At 36.9% G+C, this 16,548-nt stretch carries 11 protein-coding genes; 5 read left to right on the forward strand and 6 right to left on the reverse strand.

Annotated elements, in window-relative coordinates; all coding sequences use genetic code 11:
* Positions 1 to 303 precede the first annotated feature (303 nt).
* The gene (locus tag LNP19_RS15040) at positions 304 to 1,524 is read right to left on the reverse strand and encodes a 3-oxoacyl-[acyl-carrier-protein] synthase III C-terminal domain-containing protein (protein ID WP_230062709.1); all 1,221 of its coding nucleotides are present in this window, start codon (positions 1,522 to 1,524) and stop codon (positions 304 to 306) included.
* A 503-nt stretch (positions 1,525 to 2,027) separates the two neighbouring features.
* A complete protein-coding gene (locus LNP19_RS15045; protein WP_230062710.1) occupies positions 2,028 to 5,468 on the reverse strand; it encodes a methylmalonyl-CoA mutase family protein in 3,441 nt (1,146 codons plus the stop codon).
* A 310-nt stretch (positions 5,469 to 5,778) separates the two neighbouring features.
* On the opposite strand from LNP19_RS15045, the gene LNP19_RS15050 reads away from it, so the two are divergent.
* The gene (locus tag LNP19_RS15050) at positions 5,779 to 6,489 is read left to right on the forward strand and encodes a DUF4197 domain-containing protein (RefSeq protein ID WP_230062711.1); all 711 of its coding nucleotides are present in this window, start codon (positions 5,779 to 5,781) and stop codon (positions 6,487 to 6,489) included.
* Between the two features lie 31 nt (positions 6,490 to 6,520).
* The gene (gene purU, locus LNP19_RS15055) at positions 6,521 to 7,375 is read left to right on the forward strand and encodes a formyltetrahydrofolate deformylase (protein ID WP_230062712.1); all 855 of its coding nucleotides are present in this window, start codon (positions 6,521 to 6,523) and stop codon (positions 7,373 to 7,375) included.
* Between the two features lie 279 nt (positions 7,376 to 7,654).
* Here purU and LNP19_RS15060 read toward each other — a convergent pair whose 3' ends face one another.
* From LNP19_RS15060 to prfA, 4 genes are all read right to left on the reverse strand, one after another.
* Positions 7,655 to 8,440 carry an alpha/beta fold hydrolase gene (locus LNP19_RS15060; protein WP_230062713.1) on the reverse strand — a complete coding sequence of 262 codons (786 nt, stop codon included), beginning with the start codon at positions 8,438 to 8,440 and terminating at the stop codon, positions 7,655 to 7,657.
* Between the two features lie 12 nt (positions 8,441 to 8,452).
* Positions 8,453 to 9,259: an ABC transporter substrate-binding protein gene (locus LNP19_RS15065; RefSeq protein ID WP_230062714.1), complete on the reverse strand. Its 807-nt coding sequence runs from the start codon at positions 9,257 to 9,259 to the stop codon at positions 8,453 to 8,455.
* Positions 9,260 to 9,466: 207 nt separating this feature from the next.
* On the reverse strand, positions 9,467 to 10,309 hold the full coding sequence (pyrF, locus tag LNP19_RS15070) for an orotidine-5'-phosphate decarboxylase (protein WP_230062715.1): 843 nt from the start codon (positions 10,307 to 10,309) through the stop codon (positions 9,467 to 9,469).
* 263 nt (positions 10,310 to 10,572) lie between these two features.
* A complete protein-coding gene (prfA, locus tag LNP19_RS15075; protein WP_230062716.1) occupies positions 10,573 to 11,649 on the reverse strand; it encodes a peptide chain release factor 1 in 1,077 nt (358 codons plus the stop codon).
* Between the two features lie 902 nt (positions 11,650 to 12,551).
* Here prfA and LNP19_RS15080 point away from each other — a divergent pair.
* From LNP19_RS15080 to LNP19_RS15090, 3 genes are all read left to right on the forward strand, one after another.
* The gene (locus LNP19_RS15080) at positions 12,552 to 13,064 is read left to right on the forward strand and encodes a hypothetical protein (protein ID WP_230062717.1); all 513 of its coding nucleotides are present in this window, start codon (positions 12,552 to 12,554) and stop codon (positions 13,062 to 13,064) included.
* 299 nt (positions 13,065 to 13,363) lie between these two features.
* Complete coding sequence (locus LNP19_RS15085) at positions 13,364 to 15,655, forward strand: DNA topoisomerase 3 (RefSeq protein WP_230062718.1); 2,292 nt, start codon at positions 13,364 to 13,366, stop codon at positions 15,653 to 15,655.
* Positions 15,656 to 15,896: 241 nt separating this feature from the next.
* Complete coding sequence (locus LNP19_RS15090) at positions 15,897 to 16,364, forward strand: DUF6265 family protein (RefSeq protein WP_346432216.1); 468 nt, start codon at positions 15,897 to 15,899, stop codon at positions 16,362 to 16,364.
* Positions 16,365 to 16,548: the final 184 nt, after the last annotated feature.

Raw genomic sequence — 16,548 nt, forward strand, 5'->3', positions numbered from 1 at the left:
TGAACCTCTTTTATTAGTTTTAAAAGTAAAAATCAACGGTTTTAACACCTGTTTACTGTTCTTTTCCAAAAAAGTGGTCCAACTGTATCAAATGAAAAAAAAAAGACCTTTCATTGCTGAAAAGGTCTTTTGCTGATTTAATAGAGTAACGATCAAAAAAAACAATATGATGTTCTTTTTTTAGACTCTAATCTCCGTTTTATTCTTCTTTGTTCTAATTCTTGTTTATGAAATGTTAACTACTTAAAAAACAATCTCTATTGCAATTTAGTCGCTTTAACAAGCTATATTTTACTTAAAAAATCAGATTTTTTCAAGCAGCAATCCGGTAGCGGTAAGACCCGGTCCAAATGCCATAGCCACAATTTTAGTTCCCGAATGAATATTAGGGTCATTTATAATTTCGTTAAAAATATGCGGGATGGTGGCCGAAGACATGTTTCCATGTCCACGTAACACTTCATAAGACCAATGCGCCTGTTCTCTTGACAAACCAATTTCTCCAACAACATAGTCAATAATTTTAGGCCCACCGGGATGGATGGCAAAATGCATATTGGCCTTCTGTTCTTCAAGATCAACATTAGCTTTTTTACAAAGGGCTGTTAGAAAAGATTTGATGTTTTTACGAATAAAAACAGGCACCCGTTTAGAAAGTGTCATCAAAAAATTATACTCTCCTAAATCCCAAGACATATCTTCCAAAGAATCTGGGATAATTACCTCGTGAGAGGCCAAAATTCGCAATCCTTTTTTCTCTGGAATACTAGCATCATTCAGGAATGACTGCTCCTCATATAAAGAATAGCCTATAAAACCATCCGCAAATAGTGAACAAATCATCGTATTGGCAGAGGAAAATTCTGTTAAATTCAAATGCGCCGACAATAATTCCGTATGCACCACATCGGCCCTGCCGTTACTTTTACTGGCACAAATCAAGCTACTAGCGGTACGTATGGCCGGAAAAGCACCATAACACCCCATGTGGTAGGAGTGCGTAACCTGAACCGTTTCCCACTTTCTCTCTATTACCGCTTCCTGAGCAACACTGGGCGAAGAATAACCGGAACAAGTGACATGTATTAAGTTTTCAGGTTTACTGCTTGTTTTAGAATAAAATTCGTCGAAAACAAAACCCATTTTTCTTTTAAACCACTCCATTCGAACTTCAATCTTTGGTCCAAAATAATTGCCTGACTTGACTTCAAAACCACTTGGGAAATGATATTCCGAAGGAGAAGTGATTTCCATTATATTTTCAATAAAATCTTCAACTTCTTCAAAAATAATACTTTGCCTGCAATTAATGCTTTCCGGAGAAACGGAATACTTGTCCACCTGATCCGAAATAAACTTAAAACTAACCGACTCCTCCTCATTAACCTCATTCCCTGAAGCATCTATCTTAGGTAGGTTTTGAAAATGATAATATAAAAACTTGGTGTACTGATTGAGCTTTGCCTGGTCGATTAAGGTACCAACCTGAATAGGATGAAAATTGGAAATAATTACACTTTTCATAGGTAGTAAACATTTGCTTTAATTAGAATAAAAGATTCACTTTTACTTCGCTAAAGCTTATTTTAATGAAAATCTAGCGGCCGTAAAGCAATTCTATAGAATTGAAATTCAATACATTTCACAAACGTCGAAACGAATTCTCTACTAAAAATAAATTAAAACTTTTGAAAAAGAAATATGCCAATTAAGCTTGTAATCAAAATTAACATCAATTGCTTGATTATCAATAACTTATACTTTGTTGTTATTTTGTTAAAATACTCATTATCAATACATTGTAAGAATGATGCCACGCCCAATAATTAACTTAGTACTAATTACCAACTGCAATCCAAAATTTAAAAATCGAGAAATAACAGATCCAACTTTTGGCTTTCAAAACCATATCGCTAAAATAAAAAAGACCTTTCATCACTGAAAGGTCTTTAAAATTCTGATTGAATATTGCTGTAAAGCTGTGATGCTTTTTTTAAAATGGGATTAGCAAGTCACACGCTTTTTATCTACATATTTCTTCTATATTGCCCGCCTACTTCAAACAAGGCCGCTGTGATTTGCCCTAACGAACAAACTTTGGTTGCTTCCATTAAATATTCGAATAGGTTTTCATTTTTAATGGCTGCCTCTTGAATAGCTTTCAATTCTTGATCTACTTTATCGTGGTTCGCTTGGTGCAAATGATCCAACATTGTGATTTGGTATTGCTTTTCTTCTTCGGTAGCCCTGATTACTTCGGCAGGAATAACTGTTGGGGAACCTTTGGAACTCAAAAAGGTATTCACTCCAATAATTGGAAACTCACCCGTATGTTTCAGAGTTTCATAATACAAACTTTCTTCCTGAATTTTAGAACGCTGGTACATGGTTTCCATCGCGCCAAGCACACCACCACGCTCTGTAATTCGGTCAAATTCCTGTAAGACTGCCGCTTCAACCAAATCAGTCAATTCTTCGATGATAAAAGCGCCTTGGATTGGGTTTTCGTTTTTAGCCAGACCCAATTCTTTATTAATAATCAACTGAATCGCCATGGCACGACGTACTGATTCTTCGGTTGGTGTAGTAATTGCTTCGTCATAAGCATTGGTATGCAAGGAATTACAGTTATCATAAATGGCATACAAAGCTTGCAAAGTCGTACGAATATCATTGAAATCAATTTCCTGCGCGTGCAAAGAACGACCTGATGTTTGAATATGGTATTTCAACATTTGGGCTCTTTCGTTAGCTCCGTATTTGTTTTTCATGGCTTTCGCCCAAATTCTACGCGCCACACGACCGATTACTGCATATTCCGGATCGACACCATTTGAGAAAAAGAATGATAAATTTGGACCAAAATCATTGATATTCATTCCTCGGCTCAAATAATATTCCACATAAGTGAAACCGTTTGAAAGCGTGAAAGCCAATTGTGTAATTGGATTGGCACCTGCTTCGGCAATATGATAACCTGAAATTGAAACCGAATAAAAGTTCCTTACATTCTTAGTAATAAAATATTCTTGCACGTCACCCATCAATCGCAAAGCAAATTCGGTCGAGAAAATACAGGTATTTTGGGCCTGATCTTCTTTCAAAATATCCGCCTGAACCGTTCCACGCACTTGAGACAAAGTCCTTGCTTTGATTTCATTATAAACTTCCAAAGGCAAAACCTCATCTCCGGTTACGCCCAGAAGAAACAAACCTAAACTATTATTCCCTTCGGGTAATTCCCCCTGATAATGCGGTCTTTCTACCCCTTTATCTTTGTATATTTTAGCTATTTTAGCTTCAACTTCTTGCTCTAAACCATTCGCTTTGATGTACAATTCACATTGCTGATCAATAGCTGCATTCATAAAAAATCCCAACAACATAGGTGCCGGTCCATTGATGGTCATACTCACCGAAGTCATGGCGTGGACCAAGTCAAAGCCGGAATACAGTTTTTTGGCATCATCCAAACAACAGATAGAAACCCCGGCATTACCTATTTTTCCGTAAATATCCGGACGAAGATGCGGATCATTTCCATACAAGGTCACGCTATCAAAAGCTGTTGACAATCGTTTTGCTGGTAATCCCGCACTCACATAATGAAAACGTTTGTTTGTTCTTTCCGGTCCGCCTTCTCCAGCAAACATACGAGATGGATCTTCGCCTTCGCGTTTAAAAGGATACAAACCAGCAGTGAAAGGAAATTCTCCAGGAACATTTTCCTGCAAACACCAGCGTAGAATATCTCCCCAAGCCTGATACTTTGGTAAAGCAATTTTTGGAATCTGAGAATGCGAAAGTGACTCCGTATGCGTGGCCATCTTTATTTCGCGATCACGAACTTTAAAAGTATAAACCGGATTTTTATATTTATTTACTTTTTCGTCCCAAGTCAATATAATTTCCCAGTTGTACGAATCTAAATCCATTTTGACTTTATCAAACTGATTTAATAAAAGATTTAGAAAAATCCTATTTTCGTCATGTTCAACAATAGCGCTTGGTAATACAGATGTATCATCAATTCCTGCTTTAGTAAGAACGGTGACTTTTCCCGAAACCGTTTCCAGAGTTTTGAAAATTCCGTATAATTTTTGGGCAACTTGCTCTTGGCTTAAGGCAATTTCATCATATTTACGGTTGCTTTCGGCAATTTCAGACAAATAACGCGTTCTATGTGGCGGAATAACAAAAATCTTCTCACTCATTTCACGCGTGATTTGGAAAGTTGATTTCAAATCAGAATTCGTTTTCTCCACCACTTTATCCATGATCGCCTTGTAGAGCGTATTCATTCCCGGATCATTGAACTGGGAAGCGATAGTGCCAAAAACCGGCATTTCATCCGGATTCACATCCCATAGATTATGATTGCGTTGGTATTGTTTTTTAACATCACGAATAGCGTCCAATGCGCCTCGTTTATCAAATTTATTCAAGGCAACCAAATCGGCAAAATCAAGCATATCGATCTTTTCCAATTGGGTTGCGGCACCAAATTCTGGTGTCATTACATATAAGGAAACATCAGAATGATCCATAATCTCTGTATCCGATTGACCAATTCCTGAAGTTTCAAGGATTATAATATCATATTTAGCCGCTTTAATTACTTGAATCGCATCGGCAACATATTTAGACAATGCTAAATTCGATTGACGCGTAGCCAATGAACGCATATAAACTCTCGAATTATTGATGGCATTCATTCGGATTCTATCTCCCAATAGCGCCCCACCTGTTTTACGTTTGGACGGGTCTACAGAAATCAAACCAATTGTTTTTTCCGGAAAATCGATTAAAAAACGACGCACTAGTTCATCAACCAAAGAGGACTTCCCTGCACCACCAGTTCCTGTAATACCCAGAACTGGAGTTTTGCAATTTTCGTTCATTTTATGAATAGCATCTAAAGCGGGCTTTGCCACTTCTGGAAAATTCTCCGCTGCGGATATGATTCTTGCAATCGCCGTTGGATTTTTAGATTCTAATTCTTCAAGTTCATTTGTTAATTTATCTCCGGTAGGAAAATCAGAACGTTCTACCAAATCATTAATCATTCCTTGTAATCCCATAGAACGACCATCATCCGGCGCATAAATACGACAAATTCCATAAGCCTGTAATTCAGCTATTTCAGAAGGCAAAATTACACCACCACCACCACCAAAAATCTTAATATGTCCCGCCCCTTTTTCCTTTAGCAAGTCATACATGTATTTAAAATACTCGTTATGTCCTCCCTGATAGGAAGTCATCGCAATCGCATTGGCATCTTCCTGAATAGCGGTATTCACCACTTCTTCGACACTACGATCATGGCCAAGATGAATTACCTCTACCCCTGTAGATTGAATAATTCTTCTCATGATATTGATGGCCGCATCATGACCGTCAAAAAGAGAGGCTGCGGTAACAATTCTTACTTTATTTTTAGGAATGTATGGTGTTTCTGGATTCATTTTGAGAATATGATAATTTTAGTGCTGCAATTTACAAATTTTTTTAATGATTGTTCAGTGTTCCTTAGACTTGTTAATAAAAAAGCACTAATCTTTCTTATTAGCCCCGATGGGAGCGGCATCCTTCGCTGCCATTGCAAGGAACGAGGCAATCAGCGAAGATAGAGCATACAGCGGGACTATTGTTTCCAAATACAAACTAAAGTTTGCGCTTCTAACCAAAATTATGCCTTTGTTTTTGAATTAAATAGTATTTTTGACTCGAACCTTTTTAGTAAACTAAGGTGAAGCAACCTCTTAATAAACAAACATGAAACGATTTTTAATTTTAACAGTAGTATTTTCTCTTTTTGGCTGTGCCGAAATGCAACAAGTAATGAATCAATTACCACAAACCCAAGGCATGGGATTGGTGGACATATCTGGCGGATTAAAAGAAGCTTTGAACAACGGAATTTCGAAACAGGTAACAAAACTAACCGCTACGGATGGTTTTTATAAAAATGAGGCTGTAAAAATCCTATTGCCGGAAGAGTTACGAAAAGTAGATACAGGCTTGAGAAGAATTGGGATGAGCGCCTTGGCCGATGAAGGCTTAAAAGTATTGAACCGCGCTGCCGAAGATGCCGTGAAAGAAGCTACTCCTATTTTTGTCGATGCCGTAAGAAACATGTCATTTGCTGATGCCAGAGGAATTTTGATGGGGAATGAAAGTTCAGCTACAAATTATTTGCAAAATAGCACTTCCACTGCGCTGTACGGAAAATTCAATCCGGTGATTAAAAATTCCTTTTCCAAGGTAGGAGCCGACAAAGTTTGGGCCAACATTATCACTAAGTACAATAGTATTCCATTAGTTAACAAGGTAAATCCTGATTTGACAGATTATGTGACCAATCAGGCGATGAATGGCGTTTTTAAAATGGTGGCTGTTGAAGAAAAAAATATCAGAACAAACCTAAGCGCAAGAACCTCAACCTTGTTACAAAAAGTATTTGCTATGCAGGACAAGAAGATTTAATTCTTATTTATTGCCAAAAAACTAACCAAAAATGCAACAAATTACCCTGCTCATTCATTGCAAAGACCAAAAAGGAATCATAGCCGCAGTGACTAATTTCATCTTAAAAGTAGAAGGAAACATTACCTACATTGACCAGCATGTTGATGTGGAACAAAATGTGTTTTTTATGCGACTGGAAAGCGAACTGACCAACGCTTCCATTCCTTTGGCTTCGATAAAAAATGATTTTGAAAATACCATAGCCAAGGATTTCCATATGTCATGGGAATTTTACAACAAGGAAGTAAAACCTAAAATGGCCTTGTTTGTATCCAAATACAATCATTGCCTTTTTGATATTTTAGGGCGTTACAGCGCCGGTGAATTAGACATCGAAATTCCGCTGATTATCAGCAATCACATCGATTTAAAACCTATTGCAGATCAATTTAATATTCCATTTTATCATGTCCCGTTTACAAAAGACGATAAAGAGGAAGGGGAAAAACGCCAAATCGAATTATTACAACAATATCAGATTAGCTTTATTGTTTTGGCGCGTTACATGCAAATCATTACACCTAAATTAATTGCACTTTACAAAAACAAAATCATCAATATCCACCATTCGTTTCTGCCCGCTTTTCCGGGTGCCAAGCCCTACCATTCGGCATTTAAAAGAGGGGTAAAAATCATTGGCGCAACCAGTCATTATGTGACTGAGGAACTGGATGAAGGCCCAATTATCGAGCAGGACATCAGCCGTGTTTCTCACAGCAATTCGGTGGAAGATTTCATCATGAAAGGACGCGACTTAGAACGCACGGTTTTGGCCAGAGCCATAAAACTCCATTCGGAAAGGAAAGTGATGGTATTCGAGAATAAAACGGTGGTGTTTTACTAAAAGCAAGGTTTAATAATTGCTCGCAATCTGCTTTGTTTTCAGTTTTAAAATCGCTTTTTGAAGTTTAGATTCTATAACTTAAATCACCGCTTATACCGTCATCATTGAGAGAATGCTAAAATTCAAAAAAAACTTAACTAATAAACAACAAACTAATAACAAAATATTAACAGCCAAACAAGGACTTATATACGATCTTTGCAGAGTAATAAACTGGTTATTTATTATATTGGTTTTGGTTAGTTAAAAATTTGCCGACATTTTAGGATGTCGGCATTTTTATTTTGTAGTTTTCATAAAAGACAACACTGCAGTATTAAAAACATTTGGTTGCTCTACATTAACCACATGTCCACAGTTTTCAATCACAAATAGCTTTGAGGATTTATAATGAGCCGCTACCACTTTTCGAACGGAAGGCAAAAACATGTAATCTTCTTCACCCATAACATAAAGCGTAGGAATATTTAGTTCCACCTGACGAAACCATTTCAGGACAGGATTAATTTCGGCCGTGAGTTTAAACCATTTGATGAACTCTTTTTGATATAATTTCTTGGCCTCATTGATAAAAAGCAAACGGGATTGTTTGTGATTCTTTTTAGGCATGATTACAAAAGCAAAAAAACGATACAAAACGAGATAAGGCAAAACATATTTAAAAGCATTGCCCAATCGCATTAATACCTGCGAACGGAAATTCATTTTTAAAATCGCACCTCCTAAAACCATACTTTGCACTCTTTCCGGATACATTTCAGCCAATTGTCTGATTAAAATGGTTCCCAAAGATATCCCTACAAAATGAGATTTCTGAATTTGGAGAAAGTCCAAAACTTCCAAAATATCATTGGCCAAAGCCGAAAAAGTATATTTCTGTTTAAGCGCTGTTTTAAGTGAAGGTTTTGAATTGCCATGCCCGCGTAAATCTAACAACAAAACATTATACTGTTTCTGAAAATCCCTGATTTGTTTGAACCAAATAGAGGAACTCCCACCTGCCCCGTGGACAAAAGTCACCCACTGCTGGCTGTTTTTATTTTCATAAATGGTATAATTAATCACTGCTGTAGGATTTTAAATTGATAAAGTATTATGTAGCTTTTTAAAATAGTCAAAGGCTTTTAAAAGACGACTTCCATACCAGGAAAACATTTCTCCGTCTACCAAAACAATTGGAGCATTAGGAACAAATTGTGCTATTTCATAGCCATCTTCTTTTTTAAAAGGAAAAGGCTCCGAGGAAAGAAAAACGATCTCAGGATTCCCCTCTTCTTGCATTTTTTCAATATTTATTTCCGGATACCTCCCTTTGTTTTCATATACATTTTCAAAATGATTTAACCTCAGTAACTCATTGATGAAATTGTTTGAACCGGCAACCATATAGGGATTTTTCCAAATAAAATAAGCTGCTTTTATAATTCGTTTGTCTTTGATGAAATTTCTAAAATCGCTCAAGGCAAAAGCCAATTTGTCCTTCCATTTTTGGGCTTCGATTCTACAATTGAATAGCTGCCCAAAATCACTGATCATCCTGAAATTGTCTTCAATCGTAATGATATCCGTAACCCAAACCGGGCATATTTTACGCAATTCCTCAACAATCTCCTTGCTGTTCTCCTCTTTGTTACAAATAATAATATCCGGCTGCAACAAACGGATTTTTTCAAAATGGACTTTCTTGGTTCCGCCAACTATCTTCTTAGTCATTTTTAAACGATAAGGATGTACGCAAAACTTAGTGATTCCAACGAGCCTGTCCTCCAATCCCAAATCACACAACAATTCCGTTTGCGAAGGAACAAGAGAAATAATTCGCTTAGGCGAAGTTTCAAATGTATGTTGAGTTCCAAGTTGATCTGCTAAAATTATTTGTTTCAAGTTTGAAAATATTTTGAGTTTAACCGCAAAGGGCGCTAGGTTTTTCGCAAAGTATACAAAGCAATTTACTGAAGCTTAATCTCTTAATGGCTCAAAAATAGATCAAGCAAAAAGTTAAACTCAATGTTTAAAAACTTAAACCATTAAAAAAGTTAAGATCTATAGTGTTCACAATATTTTATGAACAATCCAACAAAATTGAAACTTTTAAACTTCGAACTTTAAACTAATAATCGCTTCCATTTCCTGTTGCATTTTTAAGGTTTCTTCTCTTGCTTTTTCAGCAAAATCGGTGCTGTTTGAGGCATAAATAATACCTCTTGAAGAGTTGATTAACAATCCTACATTGGCATTCATTCCGTATTTGCAAACTTCAGAAAGGCTTCCTCCTTGCGCTCCCACACCGGGAACAAGCAAGAAACTGTCAGGGACAATTTTACGAATTTCAGTAAAATATTCGGCTTTGGTTGCTCCAACTACATACATTAGGTTTTCGCTGTTTTTCCATGTTTTAGAGGTTTCCAAAACGCGTTTGTACAATTCTTTAGCTTCGCCTCGGGTTCCATCTACCTTTAAAGTTTGGAAATCAAAAGCGCCTTCGTTTGAAGTCAAAGCCAACATTATAGTATGTTTGTCTTCGAAAGCCAAGAAAGGTTCCACCGAATCTTTTCCCATGTAAGGAGCTACCGTAACTGAATCAAAATTCAAATCTTCGAAAAAAGCTTTGGCATACATCGACGAAGTGTTCCCAATATCGCCACGTTTAGCATCGGCAATGGTAAAAATATCCGGATAATTTTCGTTGATGTAGTTGATGGTTTTTTGCAATGACATCCAGCCTTTGATACCATAGGCCTCAAAGAATGCTGTATTGGGTTTATAAGAAACCGTCAAATCATGTGTCGCATCAATAATCGCTTTATTGAACTCAAAAATAGGATCTTCTAAATCTAAAAGATGCTTTGGAATCTTATTTAAATCTACGTCCAAGCCAACGCAAAGGAATGATTTTTTTATTTTGATTTGTTCAATTAGTTGTTGTGTTGTCATTGTTGTGTGTTTAACCGCAAAGTTCGCAAAGTTTTCCGCAAAGTTCACAATGTTTTTTATATTTCAAATTAACATTAAGCTGAATGAAACTTAATGTCTTAATGGTTTAAAAAATACCCAATTATTAAACCGCAAAGTTTTATTTTTTCGTCCTTAGTATCTATACAATAATATTCTATTTGATAAAAAAATACCACACTAAATAATTTCAGTATGGCATCTTTTTTCTATTCTCTATAGTCTATTTTCTTTGCTCTTTTTTCTTAGAAAACTTCGCTAGCTTCCTTTAATTTTTCCATATTGTTCACCAATTGTAGCTCGTCAACAATCTTCTGGATATCACCATTCATGATGTTTCCTAAATCGTATAATGTCAAACCAACTCTGTGATCCGTCACACGACCTTGCGCATAATTGTAAGTACGTATTTTGGCAGAACGGTCACCTGAACTCACTTGTGAAGTACGTTTTGTAGCATCTTCGGCTTCTTTTTTGGCCAATTCCTGCTCGTACAAACGGGAACGCAATACCGTTAAAGCCTTATCTTTATTTTTATGCTGTGATTTTTGATCCTGACATTGCGCCACTAATCCTGTAGGAATGTGTGTCAAACGTACGGCCGATTTAGTTGTATTTACCGATTGTCCACCAGGTCCTGACGAACAAAAGAAATCCACACGCACATCATTCATATCAATTTGAACGTCAAATTCCTCCGCCTCTGGCAATACCATAACAGTCGCTGCCGAAGTATGAACACGTCCTTGAGTTTCGGTTTGAGGAACACGCTGCACACGATGAACACCAGCTTCAAACTTCAAAGTTCCATAAACATCTTCTCCGCTAACTTCAAAAATTACCTCTTTGAAACCACCCGAAGTTCCTTCATTCATATCCACAACCGAAGTTCTCCAACCTCTGTTCTCACAATATTTAGTATACATACGGAATAAATCTCCGGCAAAGATACTTGCTTCATCCCCACCTGTACCGGCACGAATCTCCACCATCACGTTCTTAGCATCTTCTGGATCTTTAGGAATCAGCATAAATTTGATTTCTTCCTCCAGTTCTGGCAATCTTTCCTTCGCTTCTTCGAGTTGCATCTTGGCCATTTCGGTCATGTCTGCATCACTTCCATCCGCTATTATTTCGTTGGCTTCATCAATATTAGCCATCAAAAGAACATATTCATCTCTTTTTTCAGCCAAAGCCTTTAGATCCTTATACTCTTTATTCAGCTGCACATAACGCTTCTGATCTGAAATCACATCCGGTTGGATGATCAAATCAGAGATCTCATCGAAACGTTGTTTTACTATTTGAAGTCTATCTAACATAATCTTAGTCCTTTTATTGGAGTGCAAAATTACGAAATTTTTATTTAAAGTTTTCTATTTGATGTTTCAAGTTTTTCAGCTGCTTTTTCAGACTATCCACTGTCTCTTTTTCTGGCAAAAAAACCCCAACTCTGCAGAGTATAAACCAGTAGAAACAACAAAATACAATCGTAATGGCTCTGCGAAGTAGAAACAACAAAATACAGTCGTGATGGCTCTGCGAAGTCTCCCGACTTCGTAGCCATTCCAATAATCTACAAAAACAGGAAAATAAAGTATGCTAAAATTAGAACCAAGCTCTTCGAAGTAGAAACAAGTAAAAACAACAAAATATAATCGTGATGGCTCTGCGAAGTATAAACAAGTAAAAACAACAAAATACAATCATGATGGCTCTGCGAAGTCTCCCGACTTCGTAGCCATTCCAATAATCTACAAAGACTGGAAAATAAAGTATGCTAAAATTAGAACCAAGCTCTGCAAAGTAGAAACAAGTAGAAACAACAAAATACAATCGTGATGGCTCTGCGAAGTCTCCCGACTTCGTAGCCATTCCAATAATCTACAAAGACAGGAAAATAAAGTATGCTAAAATTAGAACCAAGCTCTGCGAACTATAAACAAGTAAAAACGACAAAATACAATCGTGATGGCTCTGCGAAGTCTCCCGACTTCGTAGCACAAACTGAGCAAATAATACAATTTCACAATCAAAAGCAGTCTCTACGAAGTATAAACAAGTCATTACAACAAAAAAATCGTGATAACGCTGCGAAGGGTCCGCTTCGCCTTTCTTTTGATATGATAAAAAACTTTGAAATTCCCCATAATATTCTTAACTTGAGAGGTTAAAAATACCACTGAGATCAAATAATATTTGCTCAGAAAAGCGACATACTATCATGGAAAAATACTTGCGTCAATTGATTACAATTGAATTTGAAGATAAAAAAGACCTTTTTACCGGCTTTCTGATTGATTGGACCGAAGATTGGATTTTGATTAAAAACAATCCCGTTGATTTTATTATTGATGGTTATACGATTTTGAAAAACAAAAATGTAAAATCGATTACTCAAGACAAAGACCATGAATTCACCGAAAGAGTCATTAAATTAAAAGGCCTAAAAACCAGTGCCGAAGAAATAATACCGCTTACTGATTTAGAAACCATTATCCATTTTTTAGCCCATAAATATGAAATTTTTCAGATTACGAAAAAGTCAGACAAAGCGGTTTATCTGGGTAGACTCATCGAAATCAATGACAAAGAGCTTATAATGGATTTTTTGGGTCCCGAAGGAAAATTTGAGGGAGAAATGAGCTTTAAACCTAAAAAAATAAGAGCAATTGAATTTGACACCGACTACATCAACTCCTTAAAATTAATTATCCAAGAAGAAAACAAAAACTAAGTTCCTTTCTGTTATTCATAGCCTCTGGCGCTCGTTTGTAACCAATGCCCATTTGAATAAACTGTACTTTCAGACGATGAATTATTTCAGGACGGGTCAAAGCCCAGGCAAAGGCATGGATAAAGCATGGATAGTGTATGGATAGTGTATGGATAGTGTATGAACAATGCATTGGCAAAAACAGCTTCGTTTATCCCAAAACCTCCTCTTCTATTCCTAACCGTTCATAACTCCCGCTACTTTCTCTTTAATACCAAAATCTAAATTCCTAATTTGCACCCTTAAATTAGAAGGAGAAAATGAAGGTCTGTATTGCCGAGAAACCAAGTGTAGCACGCGAAATCGCATCCGTTTTGGGAGCCAATACCAAGCATGATGGCTATTATGAAGGCAATGGCTATGCGGTAACCTACACCTTTGGGCATTTATGCACCTTAAAAGAACCCAACGATTACAAATCCTATTGGAAAAGTTGGGATCTGAACAACCTGCCGATGCTGCCCGAAAAATTCGAAACCAAAGTGGTACAAAATTCGGGGATCCAAAAGCAATTCAAAATCATAAAAGCGCTATTTGACAAAGCCGAGCTGGTCATCAACTGCGGGGATGCCGGCCAGGAAGGGGAACTCATTCAGCGCTGGGTGATGAACGAGGCCAATTATAAAGGCGAGGTACAACGTTTATGGATTTCGTCCCTAACCACCGAAGCCATCAAAGAAGGTTTTGAAAACCTGAAACCATCGGCTAATTACGACAATTTATATTATGCGGGTTTTTCCAGAGCCATTGGCGACTGGCTACTGGGCATGAACGCAACCCGTTTGTACACCGTAAAACACGGAGGTTACAAACAAGTGTTGTCCATTGGACGGGTGCAAACTCCTACATTGGCAATGGTGGTAGATCGCTTTAAAGAAATTGAAAATTTCAAACCACAACCCTATTGGGAACTGCAAACCTTATATCGAGAAATCCTTTTCAGCTATGAGGAAGGTCGCTTTTTGAAAAAGGAAGATGGAGAACTTTTAGCCAATAAAGTCCAAGAAAGTGATTTCGAAATTGTCGCTGTCGAAAGAAAAAACGGCAATGAATATGCTCCAAAACTGTTTGATTTAACAGGTTTACAGGTGTATTGCAATACTAAGTTTGGATTTTCGGCAGATGAAACGCTTAAGATTGTCCAAACCTTATACGAACAAAAGGTAGTTACTTATCCCAGAGTGGATACCACTTTTCTGCCAAATGACATCTATCCAAAAGTGCCCGGCATTCTGCAAAAACTAAGTAATTATGCCGTACTGACGCAGCCGCTTTTGGAGAAAAAAATAAAAAAATCGACTAAGGTTTTCAATGATAAAAAAGTAACTGATCACCATGCGATTATCCCCACGGGAATTCAATCGAATTTGCAATACAATCAGCAACAAGTATATGATATTATTGTGAAACGATTTATCGCAGTATTTTATGATGATTGCTTGGTCGCCAATACTAGTGTAATTGGAAAAGCAGCCGAGGTAGCCTTCAAAACGACCGGAAAAGAAATCTTAAAAAAAGGATGGCGCATTGTTTTTGAAGACCCCAACGCCAAAGAAAAAGAGGCTGATATATTACCCAATTTTGTAGTAGGCGAAAAAGGCCCACATCAGCCTTCGTTTTTAGAAAAAGAAACCAAACCGCCCAATCAGTTTACCGAGGCGACTTTGTTGCGCGCGATGGAAACCGCCGGAAAACAAGTCGATGATGAAGATTTACGCGAGTTGATGAAAGAAAACGGCATTGGTCGCCCGTCAACACGAGCCAATATTATTGAAACGCTTTTTAAACGCCAATACATCGTTCGAAACAAAAAACAAGTATTGCCAACACCAACAGGAATCCAACTTATTGACACCATTCAAAATGAATTGATCAAGTCGGCTGAATTAACGGGAAGCTGGGAAAAGCAACTGAAAGACATTGAAAAAGGTAGCTTTACCGCTGGCGCCTTTATCAATAATATGAAACGCATGGTCGAAGCTTTGGTTTATGAAGTCCGAAGCGAAACCAGACACGCCAATATTTCTCATGCCGAAAGTACTCAAAAGCAATTGGCTACGGTGGAAAAAAAGAAAGTCGCGGGGATTTTGGCGGAAGCCTGCCCAAAATGTAAAAAAGCAAGCTTAATAAAAGGAAAACAAGCCTACGGCTGTGCCGATTATAAAGCGGGCTGTAATTTCCTGTTGCCTTTTAGTTTTGCCGAGAAAAAAATATCCGAGAATCAATACTTAAGATTGCTTCAAAAAGGTTCTACGGTTAACTTAAAAGACTTCAAAACCGATGCAGGTGCTGTAGAAGGTTTACTGCGTTTTGATGAAAACTTCAAATTGGTTTTAGAACCAAAAAAGACGATAACCAAAACAACATCGGATGAATTGTCTTGTCCCAAATGTCAAAAAGGTACTGTTCTAAAAGGAAAAACGGCCTATGGTTGCGGGAATTATAAACTGGGCTGTGATTTCAAAGTGACTTTTGATGTGGTTAGAGAAAATCTAAAAGATCAAAAACCAACCAGGGAATTGGTCCATGCTATTTTGAAAAAGAATGCCTAACCGCCTGTATTTGTTTGCAAGATTTACAAAAAGCTACAGTTATGCTAGTTTCTCTATCTAAAAAAAGCAAAATTGTTTCAATTAGCATCCTATCCTACTTCGTATTAAAATTATAATACGTTGAAAAAAAGTATTTTACATCTTTTAAATATTAGAAAGTAAAAAAGTCAGACTATTCTATTTTTTTATAATTTAGCTTGTTCAAAACAACTTCAAATATTTTAGGCAAATGATTCAAAAAATGACTCTTATACTGCTTTTGTCAGTCATTGTTTCCTGCAAAAATTCTGATTCTAACGAAAAAGAAAAAATCAAAACTGCTCATTGGATGCTGGGGAAATGGGAAGCCAAAACACCGGATGGAACTCTTTCTGAAAACTGGGAGAAATTGAATGACAGCACTTATAAAGGACAATCTTATTTCATAAAAGATAAGGATACTTTGCATTTTGAAACGATGCTTTTGCAACAAACCGCAGAGGAACTGGATTATATTGCCACCGTAAAAGGACAAAATGATGATAAGGCTGTTACCTTTAAACTAATCGAAACTGCCGAAAAGGAATTGCGTTTTGAAAACCCAAAACACGATTATCCTCAAACAATCAGCTACAAACAAATTTCCAATGAAAGTTTGACTGCTGAAATATCAGGTCTGCAATTTGGAAAACCAAGTTCGGAAAAGTATTCCATGAAGAAAATCAAATAGAAAAGAAAGCTAATTACCTACTATTCAAACTAACTTGCTCTAAAAAAGCAAGTTTTTTTTTCGCTATTAATTTACTGAATAACAACAGGCTAAAGCTAAATCCCACTTCTCTATTCATATTTAATCTAAATAAGTTTTGTTAAACCAAAATCAGGTTCTATATTTGCATCGTTATTTTTAATTA

This window comes from Flavobacterium acetivorans, assembly GCF_020911885.1.
GTDB lineage: Bacteria > Bacteroidota > Bacteroidia > Flavobacteriales > Flavobacteriaceae > Flavobacterium > Flavobacterium acetivorans.

Bases quoted from the DNA above. Each gene is read 5' to 3' on its own strand.
- LNP19_RS15085 (WP_230062718.1), top strand. From the start codon at position 13,364: ATGAAGGTCTGTATTGCCGAGAAACCAAGTGTAGCACGCGAAATCGCA.
- LNP19_RS15080 (WP_230062717.1), top strand. From the start codon at position 12,552: ATGGAAAAATACTTGCGTCAATTGATTACAATTGAATTTGAAGATAAA.
- LNP19_RS15045 (WP_230062710.1), bottom strand. From the start codon at position 5,468: ATGAATCCAGAAACACCATACATTCCTAAAAATAAAGTAAGAATTGTT.
- prfA (WP_230062716.1), bottom strand. From the start codon at position 11,649: ATGTTAGATAGACTTCAAATAGTAAAACAACGTTTCGATGAGATCTCT.
- LNP19_RS15040 (WP_230062709.1), bottom strand. From the start codon at position 1,524: ATGAAAAGTGTAATTATTTCCAATTTTCATCCTATTCAGGTTGGTACC.
- purU (WP_230062712.1), top strand. From the start codon at position 6,521: ATGCAACAAATTACCCTGCTCATTCATTGCAAAGACCAAAAAGGAATC.
- LNP19_RS15050 (WP_230062711.1), top strand. From the start codon at position 5,779: ATGAAACGATTTTTAATTTTAACAGTAGTATTTTCTCTTTTTGGCTGT.
- pyrF (WP_230062715.1), bottom strand. From the start codon at position 10,309: ATGACAACACAACAACTAATTGAACAAATCAAAATAAAAAAATCATTC.
- LNP19_RS15090 (WP_346432216.1), top strand. From the start codon at position 15,897: ATGACTCTTATACTGCTTTTGTCAGTCATTGTTTCCTGCAAAAATTCT.